This is a genomic window from Stenotrophomonas sp. BIO128-Bstrain, assembly GCF_030128875.1.
Lineage (GTDB): Bacteria > Pseudomonadota > Gammaproteobacteria > Xanthomonadales > Xanthomonadaceae > Stenotrophomonas > Stenotrophomonas bentonitica_A.
Map to the genome: position 1 here is coordinate 4,314,030 of NZ_CP124620.1, position 17,768 is coordinate 4,331,797.

At 67.6% G+C, this 17,768-nt stretch carries 17 protein-coding genes and 2 riboswitches; of the genes, 10 read left to right on the forward strand and 7 right to left on the reverse strand.

What is annotated here, in order from left to right; translation table 11 throughout:
- Window positions 1–93: 93 nt before the first annotated feature.
- Complete coding sequence (locus POS15_RS19600; RefSeq protein WP_284128720.1) at window positions 94–993, reverse strand: LysR substrate-binding domain-containing protein; 900 nt, start codon at window positions 991–993, stop codon at window positions 94–96.
- 220 nt (window positions 994–1,213) lie between these two features.
- Here POS15_RS19600 and POS15_RS19605 point away from each other — a divergent pair, with 220 nt between their 5' ends.
- Together POS15_RS19605 and POS15_RS19610 are read left to right on the forward strand one after the other, a co-directional pair.
- Window positions 1,214–1,849, forward strand: a complete 636-nt coding sequence (locus tag POS15_RS19605; protein WP_284128721.1) for a glutathione S-transferase family protein — start codon at window positions 1,214–1,216, stop codon at window positions 1,847–1,849.
- Between the two features lie 16 nt (window positions 1,850–1,865).
- A complete protein-coding gene (locus POS15_RS19610; protein WP_217628704.1) occupies window positions 1,866–2,915 on the forward strand; it encodes an LLM class oxidoreductase in 1,050 nt (349 codons plus the stop codon).
- 41 nt (window positions 2,916–2,956) lie between these two features.
- Here POS15_RS19610 and POS15_RS19615 read toward each other — a convergent pair whose 3' ends face one another.
- Window positions 2,957–3,241: a hypothetical protein gene (locus POS15_RS19615; protein ID WP_102788593.1), complete on the reverse strand. Its 285-nt coding sequence runs from the start codon at window positions 3,239–3,241 to the stop codon at window positions 2,957–2,959.
- Between the two features lie 131 nt (window positions 3,242–3,372).
- Here POS15_RS19615 and POS15_RS19620 point away from each other — a divergent pair, with 131 nt between their 5' ends.
- From POS15_RS19620 to POS15_RS19645, 6 genes are all read left to right on the forward strand, one after another.
- Window positions 3,373–3,867 carry a MarR family transcriptional regulator gene (locus POS15_RS19620; RefSeq protein WP_070472158.1) on the forward strand — a complete coding sequence of 165 codons (495 nt, stop codon included), beginning with the start codon at window positions 3,373–3,375 and terminating at the stop codon, window positions 3,865–3,867.
- Window positions 3,864–4,604: a DNA alkylation repair protein gene (locus POS15_RS19625; RefSeq protein WP_070472155.1), complete on the forward strand. Its 741-nt coding sequence runs from the start codon at window positions 3,864–3,866 to the stop codon at window positions 4,602–4,604. Before POS15_RS19620 ends, POS15_RS19625 begins: the two co-directional genes overlap by 4 nt.
- Window positions 4,605–4,618: 14 nt before the next feature.
- The gene (locus POS15_RS19630; protein ID WP_019183559.1) at window positions 4,619–4,966 is read left to right on the forward strand and encodes a DUF6616 family protein; all 348 of its coding nucleotides are present in this window, start codon (window positions 4,619–4,621) and stop codon (window positions 4,964–4,966) included.
- Window positions 4,967–5,238: 272 nt separating this feature from the next.
- Entirely contained in the window at window positions 5,239–6,312 is a 1,074-nt protein-coding gene (gene aroG, locus POS15_RS19635) for a 3-deoxy-7-phosphoheptulonate synthase AroG (protein WP_070472152.1), read from the forward strand.
- A 179-nt stretch (window positions 6,313–6,491) separates the two neighbouring features.
- The gene (locus POS15_RS19640) at window positions 6,492–6,761 is read left to right on the forward strand and encodes a DUF1778 domain-containing protein (RefSeq protein ID WP_070426052.1); all 270 of its coding nucleotides are present in this window, start codon (window positions 6,492–6,494) and stop codon (window positions 6,759–6,761) included.
- Between the two features lie 3 nt (window positions 6,762–6,764).
- On the forward strand, window positions 6,765–7,241 hold the full coding sequence (locus tag POS15_RS19645) for a GNAT family N-acetyltransferase (RefSeq protein ID WP_284128722.1): 477 nt from the start codon (window positions 6,765–6,767) through the stop codon (window positions 7,239–7,241).
- Between the two features lie 15 nt (window positions 7,242–7,256).
- Here the strand turns inward: POS15_RS19645 and POS15_RS19650 are convergent, their stop codons facing one another.
- The 4 genes from POS15_RS19650 to POS15_RS19665 all read right to left on the reverse strand — a co-directional run bounded on the left by POS15_RS19650 (window position 7,257) and on the right by POS15_RS19665 (window position 15,410).
- On the reverse strand, window positions 7,257–10,322 hold the full coding sequence (locus POS15_RS19650) for an efflux RND transporter permease subunit (RefSeq protein WP_284128723.1): 3,066 nt from the start codon (window positions 10,320–10,322) through the stop codon (window positions 7,257–7,259).
- On the reverse strand, window positions 10,319–13,426 hold the full coding sequence (locus POS15_RS19655) for an MdtB/MuxB family multidrug efflux RND transporter permease subunit (RefSeq protein ID WP_284128724.1): 3,108 nt from the start codon (window positions 13,424–13,426) through the stop codon (window positions 10,319–10,321). The genes POS15_RS19650 and POS15_RS19655 overlap by 4 nt, the downstream gene beginning before the upstream one ends.
- Window positions 13,423–14,589: an MdtA/MuxA family multidrug efflux RND transporter periplasmic adaptor subunit gene (locus POS15_RS19660; protein ID WP_284128725.1), complete on the reverse strand. Its 1,167-nt coding sequence runs from the start codon at window positions 14,587–14,589 to the stop codon at window positions 13,423–13,425. Before POS15_RS19660 ends, POS15_RS19655 begins: the two co-directional genes overlap by 4 nt.
- A 203-nt stretch (window positions 14,590–14,792) precedes the next feature.
- Complete coding sequence (locus tag POS15_RS19665) at window positions 14,793–15,410, reverse strand: trimeric intracellular cation channel family protein (RefSeq protein ID WP_070472135.1); 618 nt, start codon at window positions 15,408–15,410, stop codon at window positions 14,793–14,795.
- 94 nt (window positions 15,411–15,504) lie between these two features.
- Window positions 15,505–15,596: riboswitch (glycine riboswitch) on the reverse strand.
- Window positions 15,597–15,616: 20 nt separating this feature from the next.
- Window positions 15,617–15,699: riboswitch (glycine riboswitch) on the reverse strand.
- Window positions 15,700–15,743: 44 nt separating this feature from the next.
- Here POS15_RS19665 and POS15_RS19670 point away from each other — a divergent pair.
- Window positions 15,744–16,013, forward strand: a complete 270-nt coding sequence (locus POS15_RS19670; RefSeq protein WP_070426048.1) for a GIY-YIG nuclease family protein — start codon at window positions 15,744–15,746, stop codon at window positions 16,011–16,013.
- An 86-nt stretch (window positions 16,014–16,099) separates the two neighbouring features.
- A complete protein-coding gene (locus POS15_RS19675) occupies window positions 16,100–16,444 on the forward strand; it encodes a ribonuclease E inhibitor RraB (protein ID WP_070472132.1) in 345 nt (114 codons plus the stop codon).
- Here the strand turns inward: POS15_RS19675 and POS15_RS19680 are convergent, their stop codons facing one another.
- Window positions 16,445–17,737, reverse strand: coding sequence for an NAD(P)/FAD-dependent oxidoreductase (locus POS15_RS19680; RefSeq protein WP_102788586.1), 1,293 nt, complete (start codon window positions 17,735–17,737; stop codon window positions 16,445–16,447).
- Window positions 17,738–17,768: the final 31 nt, after the last annotated feature.

The following is a 17,768-nucleotide window of genomic DNA, read 5'->3' on the forward strand; positions in this document are numbered from 1 at the left end:
TAGGTACCCACCGTTGGTCGGTACCACCATCCGCCACGGCAGTACGAAAAACCCCGCCGGAACGCGGGGTTTTTTTGTGCGCGGAGTACCGACTCACAGCGCGCTGGTGGGGGCCTCGACCTCGTCCTGCAGCCAACCCAGGAAGGCTGCGATGGACGGTGTCTCCTCGGCGCCGGGCAGGGTGACGGCGTAGTACGCAAACCGCGTCGGCCAGGGCTGATCCAGCACCACCGCCAGCCGACCGCTGGCCACTTCGGCGTCCACATACAGATCGCGCACCAGCGCGATGCCCTGGCCCGCTTCCGCCGCGCGGATCAGCAGCACGTCATCATCGAAGGCCGGGCCACGCTCGATGCGCGGATCGGCGGGCAGACCAAGCGCGCGGAACCATAGCGACCAGTCACTGCGATCGGAATCCTGCAGCAGCGGGTACTGCAGGCAGTCCACGGGGGAGTGGATCGGCGGTCCCTCGGCGAGCAGCGTCGGGCAGGCCACCGGCAACAGCACCGGTGCCGCCAGCGGGCGCGAGACCAGCCCGGGATACTCGCCGAGACCGTGGCGGATCGCGATGTCGATGCGATCGCGGCGCAGATCCGCCAAGGCCGACGAGGCTTCCACGCGCACCTCGATCTCCGGATGCCGCGCGGTGAAGCGGCCCAGCCGCGGCACCAGCCAGGCGGCGGCAAAGCTGGGCACGGTGCTGATCGTCAGCGTCTGCCGCGCATGGATGGCGTCCAGCGTCGCCATGCCGTCCTGGATCTGATCGAACGCACGCAGCAGCGCAGGGTGCACCTGCGCGCCGGCGGCGGTGAGGGCGACGCCGTGCCGCGTGCGGGTGAAGAGCTCCACGCCGGTGCGCGCCTGCAACAGCTTGAGCTGCTGGCTGATCGCACCCGGGGTGACGCCCATGACCGCGGCGGCCGCCTTGAGGCTGCCATGTCGTCCGGTTTCGACGAAGGCGCGCAGCGCGAGGAGGGGAAGGACAGCGCCCATGACGTTAGATTTTCTCTCTTGAGCAAGCACGATAAATCGTTCTACAGCAGGCAACGGACTGCGTAGCATCGTGATCATGTTGATTCACGACGGTTTAGTCCAGCTGCATTGCATGAACTCCACCAATGCGCCCGCAGCCGGCATGCGCTGCCATCGCGGCGTGGCGTCGTGACGTGACGTGACCTCCCTCCGCCATCCATCCCCTGCCAAGGAGACCCGCATGTCCCCAGCGTCGCTGCACCTGTACACCGACAGCTCGCCCAACGGCTTCAAGATCACCATCGCGCTGGAAGAGCTCGGCATCCCTTACGTGCTGCATCACGTGCGCATCGACGCCGGTGAGCACCGCCATCCCGATTTCCTTCGGCTGCATCCACACGGCCGCATTCCGGTGCTGGTCGACGAGGCAACCGGTGTCACGGTGTTCGAATCCGCCGCCATCCTGCTGTATCTGGCCGAGCAGAGCGGACGGCTGTTGCCCGACGCGCCACGCTCGCGCTCGGAGGCCATCACCTGGTTGATGTTCCACTCGGCCAGCGTCGGGCCGATCCTTGGGCAGCGCGTGCACTTCGAGATGTTCGCCGACGCGCCCTACGCACCCGCCATCGAACGCTACCGGCGCCTGAGCGCCGAGTTCTTCGCCACCCTGGACCAGCGCCTCACAGGCCGCTCATGGCTGGCAGGCGAGGCGTACTCCATCGCCGATATCGCCGGCTATGGCTGGACCCATATCGCCCGGCTCATCGGCTTCGATTTCAGCGCCTACCCGCACCTGAGTGCGTGGCACGCGCGCATGTCGCAGCGGCCCGCCGTACAGCGTGGGGTGCTGCTCCCCGAACCGGCCACCGGCCCCTGACCCAGGAACGACCACGATGACCCTGTTGACTGATATCACCCCGATGCAGGCGCCACTGACCGGCGCATCCGCACCGACGTTCGCCCGCCATGCCGGTTACCAGCGCATGTTCCGCGAGGGGGCGCTGACGCTGGGTGTGTTCCTGCCCCTGCGCTTCTATCAAGGCGACATGCAGGTGCTGGCCGGGCAGGCGGATCTGGTGAGCCAGCTCGACCGTGACGGCTTCGCTGCGGCCTGGGTGCGCGATGTGCCGCTGTTCGATCCTCTGTTCGGCGATGCCGGGCAGGTGTTCGATCCGTTTACCTATCTGGCCTTCCTGGCGGCACGCACGAAGCGGCTGGCGCTGGCCACAGGCAGTGCGATCTTCTCGCTGCGCCACCCGATCGATCTGGCCAAGTCGGCCACCACCATCGACCAGCTGTCCGGTGGGCGCCTGGTGCTGGGCATCGCCTCCGGCGATCGTCCGGTCGAGTTCCCCGCGTACGGTCTGGAGCATGCCGACCGCGGCCACCGCTTCGCCGATTCGGTGCTGTACGTCAGGCAGCTGATGCAGCACGGTCCCTTGCATATCGACTCGCCACTGGGCGCGCTGCAGGGCGTAGAGCTGTTGCCCAAGCCGGTGGCCGGGGCGATTCCCCTGCTGGTGACCGGCACCTCGCGCCAGACACTGGACTGGGTCGGGCAGCATGCCGATGGTTGGCTGACCTATCCCGAGGCAACCCATCACGCGGGCGGACCGCGGCGCCTGGCCGACAAGATCCAGGCATGGCGCCGTCTCATCCCCGACGGTGGCTTCCGCCCGCATGTCACCAACGAATGGCTGGATCTGGTCGAGGACCCGAACCATCCCCGCACGCCGCTCAATAGCGGCTACACGCTGAGAACCGGCCGCAACGGATTGATCGATCTGCTGGGCGAGTGGCAGCGTGCCGGCGTGAACCATGCTGCGCTGGGCATCCAGTTCTCGCAGCGCCCGGCGGGCGAGGTGCTGCAGGAACTGGCCGAGTACGTACTGCCGTTGTTTCCTTCGCATGACGGGGCGCTGCCGGCTGGCACGCGCTGGTAGGCATGCCCTCCGCTCCGCCATGCGGGGCGGCGCGGCATGTGTCAGGCCGGAGAACGCCCCGCGCGCCGACGCTCGCGCCAAGCGAGGCCGAGATGCGCAAGCAGGAAGGACAGTGCGCCGCCCACCAACATTCCCTGCGCGTACGCCATGGGCAGCCATATCGCTGCCGCCGCGCCGAGCGCCATGCCGACCAGGCTGACGGCGGCGGCAACGCGTTGCCGCGCCAGGTGCTGCGCCTGCGCACGCTGACGTTGCTGGACGGCCTCGCGCTTGTCGTCCGGCCGCAGGATGGCCTCGGCGATCGCGTCAGCTTGGGAAGGGGTCATCTACGCATCCTTGTGGTTGATCCTGGCCCGGATCTTCGCCTGTCATCGGGGCGAGGTAAAAGCGCGGCGGGGTGTCAGACAAGTCGCAGGAGCGGTATAATTAGCCGCCGTACTATTCCGGATCCGCCTGCATGCTGGAAATCAAACACCAGGCTTTCCTGACCGAACTGGCGCGACGTGGCCAGCCGGATACGGGGGAATTGGCGCTGTGTTTCCAGGTGCTGTCGCTGGCCAGCGCGATCGACCAGGACTGCGCGAGTCGTCTGGCACCGCTGGGCCTGAGCGAAGGGCGTTTCGTGCTCCTGTTCCTGCTGCGCGGTGCGGATACGGCCTTGTCGCCCCACCAATTGGCCGAGCGCGCCGGCGTCACCCGTGCCACCGTTACCGGCCTGCTGGATGGCCTGGAGCGCGAACACCTGGTGAGCCGCCACAGTGATCCGGATGACAAACGCCGCATCCATGTACGGCTGACCCCGGCGGGTCAGGCACTCGCTGCGCAACTGTTCGACCAGCAGACCGACTGGATCGCCTCGCTGTTCGCCGACATCAGCCCCAGGGAACGGCGCACGCTTAGCACGCTGTTGCAACGCGTGTGGTCGCGCACTGACGCAGGACGTGCCGCATGAAACCGCCCGTCACCCGCGAGCGACGCGGACAGCTGGATCGCGGTGAAGCCGAAGCCACGCATCTGACCGAAGTGCTGGCCGTCGATTTCGCCAAGCTGATGGCCAATGTCGCCCCTGATTTGCCCGCGTCGGCGATCACCCCGATGCGCAACGCTGCCAAGCGCGGCATCACCCTGCGCATGCAGGGCGCCGCCACGCTGCTGCGCGTGCACGGACACGGCGATCACGCGCGGTGGTCGCGCCATGCCAGTGACACGGTACGTGGCTGGGCCTGCTATCTGATTGGTAGCGACCCGGGGTTGTCACTGGAGCACAAGCTGGATGCGCTGCGCGCGCTGGCCGATGACGCACACTTCGGCGTGCGCGAGTGGGCGTGGCTGGCCGTGCGTCCGCATATCGTGTCCGAACCGCTGCGGGTGCTCACGCACGTGCACGGCTGGACCACCGACGCCTCGCCCAACGTGCGCCGCTTCGCCTGCGAAGCGCTGCGACCGCGGGGTGTTTGGGCAGCCCACATCGCGCTGTTCAAGCAGGAACCACAGCACGCCCTGCCGCTGCTGCAGGCGCTGTGCTGCGATGCCTCGCGCTACGTGCAGGATTCGGTCGGCAACTGGCTGAACGATGCGGGCAAAAGCCAGCCTGACTGGGTCCGCGCGCTGTGCAGCGAATGGCAGCAGCACCACGCCGATGATCCGGCCAACACCTATATCCGCAAGCGCGCACTGCGCTCGCTCTGACCTCAAGGAATGCCATGTCGCACATGTTGATCGAGCTCTACACCGCCACCCCCGCCTGGACCGCGCTGGACCCGGTGTCGCGCGGGGCGTTCTTCGCCCGCATCGGCGCCGGCATGCAGCACGTGGATCCGGCCCGCATCACGCCGGTGGCGATGGGCCGCATCGAACAGGACGTTCCGCACACCACGGCCGAGCAGTTCTATGCGGTGTGGCAGTGCGCCGAACGGCTCGATGCCGATGCCTTGCTGGCCGCGATCGGCGCTACCGGGTGGCACGAGTACTTCACCACGACGCACGCGGTGGGGGCAGCAGGCACGCTGCAGCAGCACCTGGCCGAGCTGGCGGCGTTGCCGCGGGGGTGAGCGCACCGCTCGCGGGGAGGGGCCTGAACCGATGCCGCAGTTGCGAATGAAACAGTTGGCACCTCCAAACCCCTGTGTTATCAATACTCCCCAATGAACGCACGCCCCGCCAATTCCTACTTTTGGTATTACTTTCCGAAGCCACCGGCGGAGGAAGGCATGCGCTCACCCTGAAGAAACCTTCAGACGCATTCCCGAAAGCCGCCAGCGCACCTGGCGGCTTTTTTGTTGCCGCCGCGCTGGGGACCCCCACTTCCAAGGAGTTTTCCCCCATGCCCCCGCACACCGATGACCTGCGCATCCGCAAGATCGAACCGTTGACCCCGCCGGCCCAGCTGCTGGCCATGCTGCCCTGCGACGATGAAGCCTCCGATACGGTCAGCGCCTCGCGCACGGCCCTGCACGAGATCCTGCACGGCCGCGATGACCGCCTGGCGGTAGTGATCGGCCCGTGCTCGATCCATGACCCGGTGGCCGCCATCGAATACGCTCAGCGCCTCAAGCCGCTGCGCGATGCCTACGCCGACGAGCTGGAAATCGTCATGCGCGTGTACTTCGAGAAGCCCCGCACCACGGTGGGCTGGAAGGGCCTGATCAACGATCCGGACCTGGACGGCAGCTTCAACATCAACAAGGGCCTGCGCGTGGCGCGCGGTCTGCTGCGCGACATCAACAAGCTCGGCCTGCCGGCCGGCGTTGAATTCCTCGACGTGATCTCGCCGCAGTACATCGCCGACCTGGTCGCCTGGGGCGCGATCGGCGCGCGGACCACCGAAAGCCAGGTGCATCGCGAACTGGCATCGGGATTGTCGTGCCCGGTCGGGTTCAAGAACGGCACCGACGGCAACATCAAGATCGCTGCCGATGCGATTGGTGCGGCCTCCAACCCGCATCACTTCCTGTCGGTGACCAAGGAAGGCGGCACCGCCATCGTGGCCACCGCCGGCAACCCGGACTGTCACGTGATCCTGCGCGGCGGCAAGACGCCGAACTACGATGCCGACCACGTGGAAGCGACCAGCCAGACGCTGGCCAAGTCGCACCTGGCCGCACGCATCATGATCGATGCCAGCCACGCCAACAGCAGCAAGAATCCGGAGAACCAGCCCAAGGTCATCGCCGACATCAACGCGCAGCTGGCCAATGGCGAAGAGCGCATCGTCGGCGTCATGGTGGAGAGTCATCTGGTGGCCGGCCGGCAGGACCTGGTGGACGGCCAGCCGCTGACCTACGGCCAGAGCATCACCGATGGCTGCATCGGCTGGGACAGCTCGCTGGCGGTGCTGGAGAGCCTTGCCGAGGCAGTGCGGGCACGGCGGGCGGCGCGGATCAGCGAGGCGGCGTAACGGGTGGAGGCGCCCCCATTCGCGGGGCGCTCAGGCCTACGGTTTTCCGGGGAAACTCCCGATTTTCCATGGAGAGCCAACGGATTACCCTTGCCTTACGATCTGAGAAGAGGGGGGAGCCGTTGAGCGATCATCCAGTTGTGTGTACATTGTATGCACAGACCTCCGGAGCGCCTCCCGTGGCCCTCGCCAGCAAAGTCATCAACTTCCGGGCGCCCGCCGACAAGCAGGCGCTGATCGACCGCGCCGTTGAGGTTACCGGGGTGAGCCGAACCGAGTTCATTCTGGATGCTGCCTGTGAGAAGGCGCGGGAGGTACTCGCGGACCAGACACAGTTCTCCCTGGATCCTCAGCAGCTGCGACGCTTTAATGCGTTGCTGGATGCACCGCTGGAAAACAACGCGGCCATCAGGAAACTGTTGAGCACGCCTGCACCCTGGGAGCGCTGAGCGTTGCGGTTGTCTGTGCCGCATGCGCTGGCTCAAGCGCATCGGTTGGAGCAGTTTCGATGCAGCGCGGCGGAGCTGACCTCGTGGTTGATGGAGCGTGCCCACCAGAACCAGGCATCGGGGGCATTGCGGTGTTTTGTTGTATGTGATGCGCAACACAATGTGGTGGGCTATTACGCGCTCGCTGCCGGCGGCGTTTCGCACCAGCTGGTTCCCGGTCGCCTTCGCCGGAACATGCCGCACCCCATTCCGGTCATCGTGCTGTGCAGGTTGGCCGTCCATGCCGACTGGGTCGGCCAGGGTGTCGGCGCGGGACTGCTGAAAGACGCTGTGCAACGCACGATGCAGGTCTGCGGGCACATCGGCGCGCGCGCCTTGTTGTGTCATGCGTTCGACGACACTGCCAAAGCGTTCTATCTCAAGCATGGCTTCATCGCGTCGCCGATGGATGGCAGGACGATGATGTTGCCTGTTGCATAGCGCGCCCGTTGATGATCACGCGGCGCGCCGCAGCTTCGCCGACGCCAGATAGATCGCCGGCGTGGTGTACAGGGTCAGCCACTGGCTGACCAGCAGGCCACCGACAATGGCAATGCCCAACGGCTGGCGCATCTCCCAGCCTTCGCCGGTGGCCAGCATCAGCGGCAACGTGCCCAGCAACGCGGCCACGCTGGTCATCAGGATCGGGCGGAACCGCAGTCGTGCCGCCTCGCAGATCGCCTCGTAGGACGACAGGCCGCGCTCGCGTTCGGCCGACAGCGCGAAGTCGATGATCAGGATGGTGTTCTTCATCACCACGCCCACCAGCAGGAACAGGCCGAGCAGCGAGATCAGGTTCAGCTCGTTGCCGAAGGCCATCAGCGCCAGCAACGCGCCTACGCCGGCCGAGGGCAGGGTGGAGAGGATCGCCAGCGGCTGCACGAAACTTTCGTACAGCACGCCCAGCACCAGATACACCGCCAGCATCGCGCCGAGGATCAGCCACAGCTGGCGCTCGCGCAGTTTCTCGAAGCCACCGGCCTCGCCGCTGAGCCGCGCCTGCACATGGGTGGGCAGCATGATCCTGGCCATGGCCTGGTCCACCGCTTTCACCGCCTGGTCCAGAGTGACGCCGGGCGCCAGCGCGAACTCGATCCAGACCGAGGCGAACTGCTGGCTGTGATAGATCCGGTCCGGCGCCATGCCGTACTCCCACCGCGCGATGGACGACAACGGCAGGCGCTGGCCGTCCTTGCCGATCACATGGATCTGCTCCAGCGTGGAAGGATCCTGGGTGTAGCGCGGGTCCAGCTCCATCACCACGCGGTACTGGTTGAGCGTGTCGTACAGCGTGGCAACCTGGCGTTGGCTGAAGGCATTGTTGAGCACGGAAGCGATCATGCGCATGTCCACGCCCAGGCGGGCGGCGGCATCGCGGTCGATGTCGAGCACCACCTGCCGCATGCCTTCATCGCCCTTGGATTCCACGTCGACCAGCTCGGGCAGGGCGCGCAGCGCATCGGCCACCCTGGGCGTCCACTGCCGCAGCGGTTCCAGCTCGCCGGAGAGCAGCTGGAACTCGTACTGGCCGCTGTCGCCGCTGCCTTCCAGCTTGATGTCCTGGTCCACCCACAGGAACATGCCGCCGCCCGGAATCTTCGGCATGTTGGCGCGCAGGCGGTCGATCACCTGCTGGCTGGAGACCTTGCGCTCGGCCAGCGGCTTCATCTTGATCATGATGAAGGCGTTGTTGACCCCGCTGCGGCCGCCGATGTACCCGATGATGTCGCTGATCGCCGGGTCGGCCAGCAGCAGCTTGCGGTAGGCCTCGATCTTGGGCTGCATCACCTGGAACGAGAGGCCGTCGTCGCCGCGCGCGAAGCCACGCAGCTGCGCGGTGTCCTGCTTGGGCACGATGCCCTTGGGCACCTGTTGGAACAGCCACACGTTCAGTGCGATCACACCGGCGAACAGCAGCAGCGGCAGCGCGAGCCAGCGCAGCATTGTCTGCAGGCTGCCCACATAGGCGCCGCGCAGACGCTCGAACAGCGCGGTGCCGGCGCGCTGCAGGCCATTGCCGGGGCCGGGCCGTGCCTGCCCGAGCAGGCGCGCGCACAGCATCGGGGTCAGGCTCAGCGAAACCAGCAGCGAGACACCCATCGCCGCCACCAGGGTCAGCGAGAACTCGCGGAACAGCTTCTCGACGAAGTCATCCAGGAACAGGATCGAGATGAACACCACGGCCAGCGCGATGTTCATCGACAGCAGCGTGGCACCGACTTCCCCCGCGCCCCGCAGCGCGGCGGTCATCGGTGAGGCGCCTTCTTCGCGATGGCGGGCGATGTTCTCCAGCACCACGATGGCATCGTCCACCACCAGCACCGCGGCCACGATCAGCGCCATCAGCGAGAGCGTGTTGAGCGAGAACCCGAGCAGGGCGATGATCGCCAGCGCGCCCAGCAGCGAGACCGGGATGGCAACGGTCGGCACCAGCGCCGCGCGCCAGTGGCCGAGGAAGGCCAGCACCACCAGCACCACCAGGGCGATCGCCAGCAGCAACGTCAGCTCGGCCTCGCGCAGGGTGGCGCGGATCACCGGCGAACGGTCCATCACCACCTGCATGTCGATGTTGGCCGGCAGCAGCGCCTGCAGCGTGTCCATCTGTGCCTGGATGGCGTCGACGGTCTCGATGATGTTGGCCTCCGGCTGGCGGCTGACGATCAGCAGCACCGCCGGGCGCTCGTTGTGGAAGCCGCTGGCGTAGCGGTCTTCAACCCCTTCGCTGATCCCGGCCACGTCCTCCAGGTACACCGGGCGGCCATCGCGCATCGCCACGATCAGGCGGCGGTACTCGGCGGCGGTGCGCAGCTGCAGCGTCGCTTCCAGCTGCCACTGCTGGGCCTGGCTGGCGACGGTGCCCAGTGGCTTGAGTGCGTTGGCATTGCGGATCGCCGCGGCGATGTCGTCCAGCGCGATGCGGTGATGGTTGAGTGCATTGGGATCCAGCGAGACGCGCACCGCGGGCAGTGAGCTGCCGCCCACCTGCACCTCGCCGACGCCGGGAATCTGCGCCAGCTTCTGTGCGATCACGGTGGAGGCCACGTCGTAGATCTGGCCCGGCGCGAGGCTGTCCGAGCTCAGCGCCAGCGCCATGATCGGCGCCTGCGAGGGATTCACCTTGCGGTACTGGGGCATGCCCGGCATGCCGCTGGGCAGCTGCGCGCGCGCGGCATTGATCGCCGCCTGCACGTCGCGCGCGGCATCGTCCACGTTGCGGCCGAGCGCGAACTTGAGCTCGACCTGGGTCGAGCCCTGGGTGCTGGCCGAGTCGATCCCGGTCAATCCCGGGATGGTGCCCAGGGCACGCTCCAGCGGCGTGGCGACGTTGGCCGCCATCGATTCCGGACTCGCGCCCGGCAGGCTGGCACTGACGTTGATGGCCGGGTAGTCGACCTGCGGCAACGGCGCGACCGGCAGCAGGCGCAGCCCGAGCAGGCCGGCCAGCACCACCGCGACCGCGAGCAGCACGGTGGCGACGGGATGCCGGACGAACCAGCCGATCGCCCGCGACAGCGGACTCACGCCAGCGCCTCGTCAGCCCCGTCGGTCACCGGCGCCGGGCGCTGGCGGAAGCGGTCGAAGAACAGGTAGATCACCGGCGTGGTGAACAGGGTCAGCACCTGGCTGACGATCAGCCCACCGACCATCACCAGGCCCAGCGGCTGGCGCAGCTCCGCGCCCGAGCCACTGGCGAACATCAGCGGGATCGCGCCGAACAGCGCGGCCAGCGTGGTCATCAGGATCGGCCGGAAGCGCAGCAGCGCGGCCTGGTGGATCGCCTGGCGCGGCGCCATGCCGTGCTCGCGCTCGGCCTCCAGCGCGAAGTCGATCATCATGATCGCGTTCTTCTTGACCAGCCCGATCAGCAGCACGATGCCGATCACCGCGATCAGGTCCAGGCTGCGCCCGCTGACCAGCAACGCCAGCAACGCACCCACCGTGGCCGAGGGCAGGGTGGAGAGGATGGTGATCGGATGGATGAAGCTCTCATAGAGCACGCCCAGCACCAGGTACATCACCACCACCGCGGCCAGCACCAGCCACAAGGTGCTCGACAGCGACGCGCGGAACGCATCGGCCGCGCCCTGCAGGCGCAGTTCGACGCTGGCCGGCAGCCCGATCGCGGCGCGTGCACCTTCGATCGCCTCCACCGCTTCGCCCAGCGATGCCTCCGGGGCGAGGTTGAAGGAGAACGTCACCGCCGGGAACTGGCCGACATGGTTGATCAGCAGCTGCGCGGGGCGCTGTTCGATCCGTGCGATGCCGCCCAGCGGCACCTGCCGTCCGTCCGGACCGGTGACGTGCAGGCGTGCGATCGCATCCGGGCCGAAGGCCACGTCCGGGCGCGCTTCCAGCACCACGCGGTACTGGTTGGCCTGGGTGAAGATGGTCGAGATCTGGCGCTGCCCGAACGCGTCGTACAGCGCATCGGCGATGGTCTCCACGCTGATCCCCAGGCGCGCGGCGGCGACCCGGTCGATCACCACGTGTGCCTGCAGCCCTTGGTTCTGCAGATCGCTGGCGACGTCGGCCAGTGCCGGTGCCTGCTGCAGATGCTCGAGCAGGCGCGGCGTCCACGTCTCCAGCTGCGCGATATCCGGGCTGGTCAGGGTGAACTGGTACTGGGTCCGGCTGATCCGGTCTTCGATGCCCAGCTCCTGCACCGGCTGCAGGTACAGCCTGATGCCCGGGACATGCGCCACGCGCTGCTGCAGCCGCGCGATGATCGCCTGCGCATCGGCAGCGCGCTGTGCGTGCGGTTTCAATTCGATCAGCAGGCGCCCGCTGTTGAGCGTGGCGTTGTTGCCGTCCACGCCGATGAACGAGGACAGGCTGGCCACGTCCTCATCCTCCAGCAACGCCGCCGACAACGCCTGCTGGCGCTGCGCCATCGCCTGGAAGGAGATCGACTGTGGCGCCTCGCTGATGCCCTGGATCAGCCCGGCATCCTGCACCGGGAAGAAGCCTTTGGGCACCCACACGTACAGCAGTGCCGTCAGTACGAGGGTGGCGACGGTGGCGGCCAGCATCAGCGGCTGGCGCTGCAGCACCCAGTGCAGCTGGCGATCGTAGACCGCCACGACGCGATCGAACGGGTCACCCTGCTGCGCCGATTCCTGCCCATCCGCATCGCGGCGGGTGGCATGACCGGCCTTGAGCAGGCGCGCGCACATCATCGGCGTCAGCGTCAGCGAGACCAGCAGCGAGATGCCGATCGCCACCGCGAGCGTGATCGCAAACTCGTGGAACAGCTTGCCGACCACATCGGCCATGAACAGCAGCGGGATCAACACCGCGATCAACGACAGCGTCAGCGAGATCAGGGTGAAGCCGATCTGCCTGGCGCCCTTCAGTGCTGCCTGCATCGGCGTGGCACCGCGCTCCAGGTGGCGGGCGATGTTCTCCAGCATGACAATCGCATCGTCCACCACGAAGCCGGTGGCGATGGTCAGCGCCATCAGGGTGAGATTGTTGAGCGAGAAGCCGGCCAGCAGCATCACCCCGAAGGTGCCCACCAGCGACAGCGGGACCGCGATGCTGGGAATGATCGTGGCCGGGATGTTGCGCAGGAACACGAAGGTGACCATCACCACCAGCGCGATCGCGATGAGCAGCTCGTGCTGCACGCCGCGGATGGACGCGCGGATCGATTCGGTGCGATCGCTCAGGATGGTCACATCCACCCCGGCCGGCAGCGAGGCCTGCAGCTGCGGCAGCAGCGCACGCACCTGGTCGACCACGGCGATCACGTTCGCGCCGGCCTGACGCTGGATGTTGATCAGCACCGCCGGGGTGGTGCCCGACCACGCGGCCAGCTGGCGGTTCTCGGCGCCATCCTCGATGGTGGCCACGTCGCCCAGGCGCAGCGGTGCGCCGTCCTTCCAGGCCAGGATCAGGGCGCGATACTCGGCCACCGAGCGCATCTGATCGTTGGCATCGAGCATGATCGCGCGGGTCGGTCCGTCGAAGCTGCCCTTGGGCATGTTGACGTTGGCCGTGCCGATCGCGGTGCGGATGCTGGCCATGCTCAGGCCGTTGGCGGCCAGCGCCGAAGGATTGACCTGGATGCGCACCGCCGGGCGCTGCCCACCAGCGAGGCTGACCAGCCCGACCCCAGGCAGCTGCGAGAGCCGCTGCGCCATGCGGGTATCGACCAGATCGTGCACCTGCGGCAGCGACAGCCCCTGCGAGGTCACCGCCAGGGTCAGGATCGGGGTATCGGCCGGGTTGACCTTGCGGTACACCGGCGGCACCGGCAGGTCATCGGGCAGGAAGCTGTCGGCGGCGTTGATCGCGGCCTGCACTTCCTGCTCGGCCACGCCGAGCGCGACCTCCAGCGAGAACTGCAGCGTGATGACCGAAGCGCCGCCCGAACTGGTCGAGGACATCTGCTTCAGGCCGGGGATCTGCCCCAGCTGCCGTTCCAGCGGTGCAGTGACCGCGCTGGTGGTGACATCCGGGCTGGCACCGGGATACAGCGTGGTGATCTGGATGATCGGGTAATCGACCTGCGGCAGTGCCGCGACCGGCAGCAGGCGGTAGGCCATCACGCCGGACAGCAGCAGCGCCACCATCAGCAGCGTGGTCGCGACCGGGCGCTCGATGAAGGGGCGCGAGAGGTTCATGCGCCGGTCCGCGGCGGGTCCTGCTCCACCACCTCGACCTTGGCGCCTTCGCGCAGGCCGTCGATGCCTTCCACCACCACGCGCTCGCCGGCCTTGAGCCCTTCGCGCATCGAAACCCGTTCGCCATCGGCCGGGCCGAGCACCACGTTGCGCAGGTGCGAGGTGGCATCGGCCGCGATCACGTAGACGTAGCTGCCCTTGCTGCCGAACTGCACGGCGGCATTGGGGATCACCACCGAATCGCTGCTGCTGACCTGCAGGCGCACGTTGACGAACTGGTTGGGGAACAACGACTCATCGGCGTTGGCGAACTGCGCGCGCAGCTTGAGCGTGCCGGTGGCGGTATCGATGCGATTGTCCAGGCTGGAGAGCACGCCGTCGCCCAGCGCGGTGCGCTCCTCGCGGTCCCAGGCTTCCACGGTAAGCTGTGGATTGGCACGGGCGGCGGCGACCACCGCCGGCAGGTCCGGCTCGGGCACGGTGAACAGCACGCTGATCGGCGTGGTCTGGGTGATCGTGGCCAGCGGTTCGGTATCGCCACTGCGCACCAGGTTGCCGACATCCACATTGCGCAGGCCCATGCGTCCGGCCACCGGCGCGGTAATGCGGGTGTACTGCAGCTGCAGGCGCGCTTCATCCACGGCCGCCTGGTCGGTCTGGCGACGGCCCTGCAGCTGGCGCACCTTGCTCTGCTGATCACTCAGGTCCTGCGCGGAGACGAAGTGCTTGGTCTGCAGTTCGGTGAAGCGCCTGAGCTGGCTCTCGGCGTTGTCCAGCTCGGCCAGGTTCTGCTGCTGGGTGCCCAGCGCACGCGACAGCTGTACCTGGAACGGGCGCGGGTCGATCTCGGCCAGCAGCTCGCCGGCCTTGACGTGCTGGCCTTCCGAGAACGCCAGCCGCAGCAGTTCGCCATCCACGCGGCTGCGCAGGCTCACCGTATGCAGCGGGGTCACCGTGCCGAGCGCCTTCAGGCGCACCACCAGGTCTTCCTGCGTCGCAGTGGCCACGCGCACCGGGGTCGGCTGTGGGCCACCGGCGGGGCTGGCGGCAGGCGCGGGCGAGAGCAGCTTCCCTGCGGCGATCGCGGCCAGGCCGACGGCGGCAGCGATCAACAGCGGTTTGGCGAAACGACGGCGAGACGAGGCGGGCGTTGAAGCGGACATACGCATCCTGCGCACCCTCCACCGGAGCAGTGCGTCCATGGGGACCGGCCGAGTGCGGCAGGTCAACGGGGGAGAGGGTGTCTGGCGGGGCAGCGGGTGGAACACCGCCGCGTGGCTGGATGCCGTTCGATTGGAACGGGAGCGCCATGATACAGGGCCAGGCCGCTCAAGCTCCCGTGACCTTGGTCATGCCTGCGCGTGCGTCAATGTACCTCGTCGCGGTACACGAACTTCGGCATTTCCCATTTGAAGTGGATCGCCAGCAGGCGGAACAGGAAGCCGCCGCCCAGGCACCACAGCGTGGCCGCGTTGAGCGACACGCCGAGTTCCAGCAGGGTCAGGTAGGCCGCGCCGGTGAGCAGGGTGATCACGGCATACAGTTCTTTCTGGAAGATCAGCGGCACCTCGTTGCACAGCACGTCGCGCAGCACGCCACCGAACGCACCGGTCAGCATGCCGGCGATCAGGATGATCGGCACGGTGTGCCCGCTCTCGCGTGCGACCGCGCAACCGATCAGGGTGAACGCGATCAGGCCCAGGCCATCGAGCACCAGGAAGGTACGCCGGAAGTGGTGCATCCAGCGCGCCACCCAGGTCGCGATCAGTGCCGCGCAGATGGTGAAGCCCAGGTACTCCGGGTGCTTCACCCAGCCCAGCGGGTAATGCCCGAGCACGATGTCGCGCAGTGAGCCGCCGCCGAGCGCGGTGACGCAGGCGATGATGACCACGCCGAACAGGTCCATGCGGCGGCGGCCGGCCGACAGCGCGCCGGTCATGGCTTCGGCCGAGATGGCGATGAGGTAGATCAGGGAGAGCAGCATGGGGGTGGCTCCGGAAAACACGTCAGGCGGGGACGGAAACGCACACGCATCACGCCAGCGCCGCTGCACTGTCGTGGGGGTGGGATTCCGTTGCCGCTCCCGCTGTCCTTTTGCCTGAGAGTTCGGTGGCCAAGGCCACGTGCCCCTTCGGCGGGTCATTGAAGACCTCTCTCCAGATCGGCGTGTCGGATGCATGGTTGGTGGCGTATCGAGCCACCGGCCTGAGCGATTATGGGAGCCTGCGCCTTCGGCGGGCGCCAGCGCGGCGCCTCTCTCCTGCATCCGGGGCGGATTCTAGCAGCCGCCGGGCCCGCGCCGGGGGATAATCCCGGTATGCCCGCTGAACCCGCCCTCTGGTACCTGTACCTGCTTGAATGCCGCAACGGCAGCTATTACGCCGGCATCAGCAACGACGTGGAGGCGCGCTTCCAGGCCCACCTCGCCGGCAAAGGGGCCAAATACACCCGTGCCCACCCACCGGTGAGAGTGCTGGCGATGCGCGCCTACCCGGACCGGGCCGCGGCGTCGAAGGCCGAGTGGCAGCTCAAGCGGCAACCGCGCGAGCGCAAGCTGGCGTGGTTGGCGCTGCCCGATCCCATGTAGCCCCGCGTGCTGGTTGTTCGGGTCTTCGTTGGCGGCATACCATCGACCCTCGTTCGTTGATCCGCTTGCCCAAGCCCTGGAGTGCCATGTCCCGCGATCTGTCGTTGTACCCGGAAGATGAGAATGGCGATGTGCTCTGGAACATGCTGCAGGATGGCGACGATCTGTCGATTCCGCGCGAGGTGGATTTCGCGCTGATCTTTCCGACCCAGGATGTGGCGATCGCCTTCGCCGTGCACCTGCTCAAGAACGACCAGAAGGTGTCCTTCGCCGCCTACGAGGGCAACGACGACTACCCCTGGCAGGTGGTGGTGCATCCGCTGATGCTGCCGACCCACCAGAACATCGCCGGCTTCGAAGGTCTGCTGGCCAGCGAGGCGGTCTCCTACAGCGGCCAGGTGGATGGCTGGGGATGTCTGTCGCAGGGATGATCAGGGCGTGGGCGGTCGTTTCGGCCGGCGATCGTCCTGTGCATCACCGAAGATGATCCGTGCGCTGCGCTGGTAGCTCCAGTACGCCACCGCCCAGTTCAACAGCACCACCACGCGGTTGCGGAAGCCGATCAGGAAGAACACGTGCGCGGCCAGCCAGAACCACCAGGCCAGCACGCCGGAGAGCTGCAGCCGGCCGAGGTGGACGATCGCCGCCATGCGGCCGATGGTCGCCAGGTTGCCGAAGTCCTGGTATTTGAACGCACCCGGCGCGGGCTTGCCGGCCAGGCGTGCCTGGACGGTGGTGGCCACGTGCTTGCCCATCTGCTTGGCCGCCGGCGCGACGCCGGGCACCGGCTTGCCGTCGGCCTGGGTCAGTGCCGCCAGGTCACCGGCAACGAAGATCTCCGGGTGGCCCTCCAGGGTGAGGTCAGGCTGCACCGGCACGCGGCCGGCGCGGTCCAGTGGCACGTCCAACGTACGTGCCAGCGGTGAGGCGGCGACACCGGCGGCCCAGACCACGGTGCGGGCCTCGACGAAGCGCTCGCCGAGCTGGAAGCCTTCGGCAGTGATGTCGCTGACGGGGGTGCCGGTGAGCACTTCCACGCCCAGCTTTTCCAGCTGCCGCCGTGCCTTGAGCGAGAGCACCTCGGGGAAGGTCGACAGCACGCGCGGGCCGGCTTCGACCAGGCGGACCTTGGCCGAGGCGGGATCGATATGGCGGAACTCATTGCGCAGCGTGTGCCGCGCGATCTCGGCCAGGGTGCCGGCCAGTTCCACGCCGGTGGGGCCCCCACCGACCACGGCGAAACTCAGCCACGCCGCTTTGCGCGCGGGATCGGGTTCGGCCTCGGCACGCTCGAAGGCGAGCAGCAGCTTGCGGCGCAGCGCGATGGCATCGTCCAGCGTCTTCAGGCCCGGCGCATCGGCGGCCCATTCGTCGTGGCCGAAATACGCATGGGTGGCGCCGGTGCACAGCATCAGGGTGTCGTACGTAATCTGCGTGCCATCGGCCAGCGTCGCGGTGCGCGCTGCCTTGTCGATGTCGGTCACTTCGCCCAGCCGCACTTCAACGTTGCGCTGGTCGCCGAGGATGTGGCGCAGCGGTGCGGCGATATCCGGCGCGGACAGGCCGGCGGTGGCCACCTGGTAGAGCAGCGGCTGGAACAGATGGTGGTTGCGACGGTCCACCAGGGTGATGCGCACGTGCGCCGAGGCGAGGGCACGGGTGGCCCAGAGGCCGGCAAAACCGCCACCGATGATGAGCAGGTGGGGCGTGGGATCGCGGGTCATGCTTCACTCCTTGGCGGGCGCCGGCGGGGGG

Bases quoted from the DNA above. Each gene is read 5' to 3' on its own strand.
- POS15_RS19600 (WP_284128720.1), bottom strand. From the start codon at position 993: ATGGGCGCTGTCCTTCCCCTCCTCGCGCTGCGCGCCTTCGTCGAAACC.
- POS15_RS19605 (WP_284128721.1), top strand. From the start codon at position 1,214: ATGTCCCCAGCGTCGCTGCACCTGTACACCGACAGCTCGCCCAACGGC.
- POS15_RS19610 (WP_217628704.1), top strand. From the start codon at position 1,866: ATGACCCTGTTGACTGATATCACCCCGATGCAGGCGCCACTGACCGGC.
- POS15_RS19615 (WP_102788593.1), bottom strand. From the start codon at position 3,241: ATGACCCCTTCCCAAGCTGACGCGATCGCCGAGGCCATCCTGCGGCCG.
- POS15_RS19620 (WP_070472158.1), top strand. From the start codon at position 3,373: ATGCTGGAAATCAAACACCAGGCTTTCCTGACCGAACTGGCGCGACGT.
- POS15_RS19625 (WP_070472155.1), top strand. From the start codon at position 3,864: ATGAAACCGCCCGTCACCCGCGAGCGACGCGGACAGCTGGATCGCGGT.
- POS15_RS19630 (WP_019183559.1), top strand. From the start codon at position 4,619: ATGTCGCACATGTTGATCGAGCTCTACACCGCCACCCCCGCCTGGACC.
- aroG (WP_070472152.1), top strand. From the start codon at position 5,239: ATGCCCCCGCACACCGATGACCTGCGCATCCGCAAGATCGAACCGTTG.
- POS15_RS19655 (WP_284128724.1), bottom strand. From the start codon at position 13,426: ATGAACCTCTCGCGCCCCTTCATCGAGCGCCCGGTCGCGACCACGCTG.
- POS15_RS19660 (WP_284128725.1), bottom strand. From the start codon at position 14,589: ATGTCCGCTTCAACGCCCGCCTCGTCTCGCCGTCGTTTCGCCAAACCG.
- POS15_RS19665 (WP_070472135.1), bottom strand. From the start codon at position 15,410: ATGCTGCTCTCCCTGATCTACCTCATCGCCATCTCGGCCGAAGCCATG.
- POS15_RS19670 (WP_070426048.1), top strand. From the start codon at position 15,744: ATGCCCGCTGAACCCGCCCTCTGGTACCTGTACCTGCTTGAATGCCGC.
- POS15_RS19675 (WP_070472132.1), top strand. From the start codon at position 16,100: ATGTCCCGCGATCTGTCGTTGTACCCGGAAGATGAGAATGGCGATGTG.
- POS15_RS19680 (WP_102788586.1), bottom strand. From the start codon at position 17,737: ATGACCCGCGATCCCACGCCCCACCTGCTCATCATCGGTGGCGGTTTT.